The sequence below is a fragment of the Streptomyces sp. 4N509B genome (assembly GCF_052245655.1).
GTDB lineage: Bacteria > Actinomycetota > Actinomycetes > Streptomycetales > Streptomycetaceae > Streptomyces.
Map to the genome: position 1 here is coordinate 35,174 of NZ_JBQQBZ010000051.1, position 6,000 is coordinate 41,173.

Sequence of the window (6,000 nt, forward strand, 5' to 3'; positions counted from 1 at the left end):
TTCGAGCCCTCAACGGCTACCATCCGGCCCGAGCCACTGCGGCCACTGCCACCGCGTCCCGACCGCCAGGATCGACGATGGGCCGTCCAGCTTCGACACACGATATGTGCCGCTGGCCTCTCCCGTACGGCGGTTGTACGCGTTGGCACGACCACACGGCCGACAACCCGGCGAACCTGCATGGCCACAGCAGCAGTTACTCTCGATCGAGATACTGTTCCACGTAACAAGACAGCCAACGGCGGCGACGACTTAGGATCTCTACGGACTGGACTGCAGAGGAGGACTTATGGGGCGGTTGCTCTCAATGGCCTTGGATGACGGCGATGCGGCCGTGGCGGTGTTCGAAGTCGATGACGATCTCGTCGGTTCTGAGCTAGAGATGGCGGCGAGCGGCCGTGGCACGGTGGCCCGGGCACGGGCATCGCTGACTGACGCGTTAGCAGAGGTGAGGCCGACGCTGTCCAAGGTGGTGCAGACGGTCCGTGAGCTCGGGCCAGATCAGGTGGAGATCGAGTTCGGGCTGAAGGTCGGCGGGGACACGAGTGTGATCATCGCCAAGGGCACGGCTGAGGTCAATTTCGCAGTGCGACTCACCTGGAACCGGTCCTAACGCTATGGGGGCGCAGCGGGAGGGTTTTATCGTCAAGATTCGCTGCGGCGCGAAGGATTATCCCGCCGGGGTGGGGTTCCTTGTAGGTGACAAGCAGATTGTGACTTGCGCCCATGTGATCAACGTAGCGTTAGGCAGGGACAAGCCGGTCCGCGACCGTCCTGCGGATACCGCTCGTGTGCAGATTGAGTTCGTGCTACTCGGAGATGCGGAGGGTGCGCCGTTGCGGAACTGCCGTATCAGCGCCTGGGATCCACCCCCGGGCCCTGGCCAGGCCGGCCGGGACACGGCAGGACTCGTACTCGTCGGGGGAGACACGCTGCCCGTGGGTGCGGGCGCCGCACGACTGCTGGATACGCGGATGGGCCTGCCTGCCGAGGGAAAAGCGACAGTATTCGGGTTCCCGGGCAATCCACCACGCAGGCTCAACGGTGCGTGGAGCACCTGTGAGCCTCGCGGCGCTGTCGGTGGTGGGCTGGTCCAGCTTGACGTTGGCAGCGAGTCGGCTCTACGGGCGCAGCCTGGCTACAGCGGCGCGCCTGTGATTGTCAGGGATAGCTGGGGTGATGCGGTCGTCGGGATGCTCGCTGTCACGAGTCGCGATGGTTCGACGGGTGATGCTTACGCCGTGCCGATGTCGGAGGTTGCGGCGGCGTGGCCGGAAGTACTCGATCCGAGCTTGCTGCCCGATTGTCCTTATCGTGGTCTGCACTCCTTTACAGCGGAGGATGCCCGCACTGGGGTTTTCGTGGGGCGGGAGCGCGAGGTCACAAGGTTGCGTTCCATGGTGAAAACGCAGCCGCTTGTGGTGGTCACGGGTCCTTCTGGGGTGGGGAAGTCATCCTTGGTCGCTGCAGGTCTAGAGCCTGCGCTTGCTGCGGATGGCTGGGTCGTGGCTTCCTTCCGCCCCGGGGCTACGGCGTACGATGCGGTCGCCCGAGCGCTACTGGACGTTGAACGCCCCGCGGGGCAGCATTCTCTTGAGCAGTTGGCGAGCAGAGCTCGGGCAGTACGAGAAGAGGGATTCTGGGCCGTCGCCTCGAAGGTAGCGTTATTGACTGGCCGACGGCTAGCTCTGATCGGTGACCAGTTCGAGGAAGTTCTCAGCAGTGGCTGGGACAGGAAGGAGCTATTGGAATTTCTCGGCCGAATGTTTCCGTCTCAGGGGCAAGCGCAGAGCTCTGACGTGCGTCTCATTTGTACGCTGCGTGCCGACTTTCTGCCTGATCTGCTCGAGCTTCCTGACATAGGACAGCGTCTGCAGGATCGGCAGTTGAACGTGCCTCCGCTAGACGAGTCAGCACTGACACGCGTAATAGTCGAGCCCGCCGCACTAGCTGGCGTAACCTTCACCGAAGGCTTAGCCGGAGCGATCGCCCGGGAGGCTAGCAGAGGGCCGGGCGGTCTACCGCTCCTCGAGTTTACATTGACCGAGCTGTGGCCGATGCAGCGCGATCGACGAATCAGTTTCGATAGCTACTATGCCCTGGGTGGCGTGTCGGGCGCTTTGAATCGTCATGCCGGGAAGGTGTACAGCTTCCTCACGGCACACGTGGATGAGGCTCGTATTCGGCGCGTTCTTCTTTCAATGATTCGGGCCCGTGGCGGATCCGCCAGCGCTGTTCGCGTCACCGCTCGGCGCTCCCATCTGGGGGAAGACTGGCATGTCGCGCAACTTATGTCCGAGCCCGAGCAAAGACTCGTCGTACTTGGCCCGGATGGATCCGACACCGCGGAGATCGCCCATGAGGCCTTGATCCGCGGATGGAACAAGCTGGCCGCATGGGTTGATGAGGACGCAGATTTCCAGCAGTGGCTGGCGATGATGGAAGAACGTGCGGCGGAAGGGGACCTGCTGTCTGCCCTCCGCGTCGCAGAAGCACAACGATGGCTTGACGAGCGCCGCGCCGACGTTCCATATGCTGTAGTCGAATTAGTTGAACACAGCAGTTCGGTGATCCTCCACCAACAAAAAACTGAAAAAATGCTGGGAGAATCCCAGCGTCTGGCGCAAGAATTGATGGAGCAATCTTCGGAATTGATGAAGCGCCAGCGGCAGTTGGAAGAGTCCAATACTGAACTGGCAAGTAAGGCGCAACAGTTGGCTGACATTAATCGCGACATCAAGATCAAGAATGTCGAGATCGAAGATGCGCGACAGGTCCTGCAAGAGCGCTCTGAGCAGCTCGCGGTATCGATGGAGTACAGAACGCAGTTCCTGGCTAATCTTTCTCACGAGCTGCGTAACCCTCTCAACTCGCTGCTCATATTGGCCAAGCTCCTTGCCGATAATCTCGAGGGGAACCTCTCGGCGAAGCAGGTGCAGTTCGCCGAGACCATCCATGGCGCTGGGTCAGATCTGTTGCAGCTCATTAATGACATCCTCGATCTGGTGCACATCGAGGGGCATAGGATACAGATCAACCCGACCCGATTCGAGCTTTCCCATTTTGCGGATCACATAGAAGCGATTTTCCGGCCACTGACTCTTAGTGAGGGCCTCGACTTTCATGTTAGCATTTCTCCGGAGTTGCCAGCCACGATGTATACCGACGAGGCGCGGCTGTTGCAGATTCTACGCAATTTATTGAGCAATGCGGTCAAGTTCACTGATGCCGGGTCCATAAGTCTTCTGATTCAACCTGCAGAGCGGAGCGCCTTTCGTGAAGCGCCACAGAAGGAGAATCCATCACGCCCCGACAGGCAGCATTTGATCTCCTTCGCCGTGAGAGATACTGGCATCGGCATCGCCCCAGACAAAATGAACGTGATCTTCGAATCATTCCGTCAGTTGGATGGTGCCAAGAGTCGCAAGTACGGCGGCACGGGCCTAGGTCTCTCAATCTGCAGAGAGATTGCCCACCTTCTGGGCGGGGAAATACTCGCATGTAGTCAGCTTGGTGAAGGTTCTACCTTCACGCTCTACTTGCCGATCGATAGCAAGGAGCCGCCATAGAGAGGCCGACAGGACATCTCCGGCAGGAACGGCGCCGATGAGCGAAAGAGGTTCTATCCGAATTCCTTTCAGGTGTCCGCCAGGCTTGCACCGCTATTCAAACGGAGAAAGATTATTCATCGATGATGATGTTCGAAATGACTATAACTCTTACTGCGGCACTGGAACAGTGTGGACTCACTGTTTTTGTTCACCGAAGCCGACCAAGAAGGCATCGGAGTCCTGAAAGTGCGCGGAAATGTGGCGCTTGTATTGATGGGCATGATGTCGCCTGAAATGAATGGTTGTGTTGCCATTACTAAATCCGGAAGGTGTCTCGGTTCCCCAATCTGGCAGTTATCGCTGTGCGGGAAAAACTATTCCGTCTGGGCGCTTCGGAATATACTGCCAAACCGGTCGGCGAGGTTCTTGCCGGTCGTCGAGATTCTTTTGTTTTCCCTAATAGTAAGCGGATGGGTTATCGGTGAAACTCGGTCGATGGTCTTGAGGCGGGGAGAGCGCGGATTCGATACGAAGCCAGACAATGATCCTCCTTTGCGCGCCCACGAGAACGGGAGGTGACACCGTGATGTAGCGGTGTTTATGCCGCTCGGAGGCTCGTCGTCTGCCGGTGGAAGTCCGGTCCAGGTAGCTGTCAGGAGGTCCGGCAGTAGGCTGGCGGCTTCGAAGGGAAACGTCCGGCGGCGAAGCCCGGCGTCAAATGTCCTGTAACAGGGTGCTCCCCGCGGGCGCAGGGTGGCGCGGGGCACTGGGGGTAGGCGAGGTCACGAACTGGACTGCCAGGACGATGTGGTGTTCGCGAAGCAGAGGAAGGCTTCGTCGAGGATGAGTGAGGGCGGGTTTGGAGTTCTCCAGGATGGTCGGTAGAGGTCGTCGTCACGGCATCGAATTGTGATGTTGAGCATCCAAGGAATCGCTGTTGAGTGAGCGAATGAGATGTTTGAATGAGGGTCGTGTGACTTCAAGGGGCCCATGCTGTGGGAATTTGGAATCGCGCAGGAGAAGTGTGCTTCCAGTATCGAAGAGTTCCACGCAATCGTTGGCTCCACCGCTGAAGGAGCTCTTCCGCCAGCGTCCTGGAGGGATATTGGTGGGCCGGGGAGTGCTCATGTGTCGAAATCCTTGATCATCTCGGCGAAGCGAGTGCGGGTGTCAGAAGGGCTGAGGGCGCAGGCGCGGAGGTGGTCGAAGATTTCCCAGTAGTTGTCGACGTCCGTGCTGGCCTCAAGGTAGACAGAGTTTCTGGGGTTTTCGAGCCAGACCAGGTCGGGGGTGTGGGCGGGGAAGGTGAGGATGACGAAAGGGCCGTAGAGGCCGGGGTGGGCGCCGAGGGAGAAGGGGAGGAGTTGGACGGTGATGTTTGGTTGGTCGCTGGCGGTGATGAGGTGGTCGAGCTGGTTGGCCATGACGGTGGGGGAGCCGATGGTGCGGTGCAGGACGGCTTCGTCGAGAATGGCCCAGAGTTTGGTGGGGTTCGCTCCGCTCAGGCGGGTGTGCTGGCGTTCCAGTCGGATCGTGACGAGATCCTCGACCTGAGGCGGCGTCAAGTCCATCCGCATCTGGGCGATGACGGATCGGGCGTAGTCCTCCGTCTGGAGTAGCCCCGGGACCAGCATCGGCTGGTAGTTGGAGAGGGCCACGGCTCCTGATTCGAGTGCCAGGTAGCCGTCGTACCGGGTGGCCGTGAGAACGGTGGAGTACTTCCGCCACCAGGACTTCTGCTGCTCCCTGTCCGCGCGGACCAGGTCGAGTACGTCGTTGCGTTGCGCGGGGTCATCGACGCCGTAGCACGTCAGAAGAGCTCCGGCCAGGACGGGCGTTGTGCCCCGCTCGCCGTTCTCGATGCGGCTGAGAGACCCCTGGTTGATCTCGACGCGCGCCGCGACCTCGGCGAGGGTGAGGTCGGACGTCTCCCGCAGTTGCTTGAGGCGCGCGGCGAGTTGGCGCCGGTAGACGGACTGGGGGACGAGGGTCTTCTTCCGGGGCATGCCCGCAGTCTGGACCGGTCGTCGCGCTGCCGACAAGTCGCCCAGGCAACTTGCCGAAGGCATGTTGCCTGGATCGGATCGGAGTCGGCACACTGTCTGGGTGTCACGGGACGTCTCCATCCGAACACGCGAACGCTCGTCTCGGCTCCCAACCGTCCGGGGGTGTCCATGCCTCGTCCGACCGTGTTCCGGCAGCTTCTCCAGCGGCGTCACCTGACGACCTATGAGGCGTTCGCCACGCAGTTCAGACGGGCTGCTCGCGAGCTCGCCGAGCAGGTGGGAGACGCGCGGTTGGCGTCGTTGGACGTGTCGTCGCGGCAGTTCGACCGCTGGATGGCGGGAGAGCTGCGGACTCTTCCGCGCCCGGACACCTGCCGGGTCGTGGAGCATCTGCTCGGCAGGCCGGTCGACGAGCTCTTCGCGACACCCGGGGAACGGGAGGC

The 6,000-nt window shown here is 60.7% G+C and carries 4 protein-coding genes and 1 pseudogene; 3 read left to right on the top strand and 2 right to left on the bottom strand.

What is annotated here, in order from left to right; all coding sequences use genetic code 11:
- The first annotated feature begins 289 nt into the window (after nt 1-289).
- Nucleotides 290-613, top strand: coding sequence for a CU044_2847 family protein (locus tag ACTWP5_RS29670; RefSeq protein ID WP_443224253.1), 324 nt, complete (start codon nt 290-292; stop codon nt 611-613).
- A gap of 361 nt (nt 614-974) precedes the next feature.
- Entirely contained in the window at nt 975-3,569 is a 2,595-nt protein-coding gene (locus ACTWP5_RS29675) for an nSTAND1 domain-containing NTPase (protein ID WP_443224254.1), read from the top strand.
- 876 nt (nt 3,570-4,445) lie between these two features.
- Here ACTWP5_RS29675 and ACTWP5_RS29680 read toward each other — a convergent pair.
- Nucleotides 4,446-4,679 (bottom strand): DUF397 domain-containing protein, encoded by a 234-nt coding sequence (locus ACTWP5_RS29680; protein WP_443224255.1) that lies wholly within the window; start codon nt 4,677-4,679, stop codon nt 4,446-4,448.
- Entirely contained in the window at nt 4,676-5,557 is an 882-nt protein-coding gene (locus ACTWP5_RS29685) for a helix-turn-helix domain-containing protein (protein ID WP_443224256.1), read from the bottom strand. The genes ACTWP5_RS29680 and ACTWP5_RS29685 overlap by 4 nt, the downstream gene beginning before the upstream one ends.
- A gap of 168 nt (nt 5,558-5,725) precedes the next feature.
- Here ACTWP5_RS29685 and ACTWP5_RS29690 point away from each other — a divergent pair.
- A pseudogene (locus tag ACTWP5_RS29690) lies at nt 5,726-6,000 on the top strand (hypothetical protein); the annotation flags it as partial.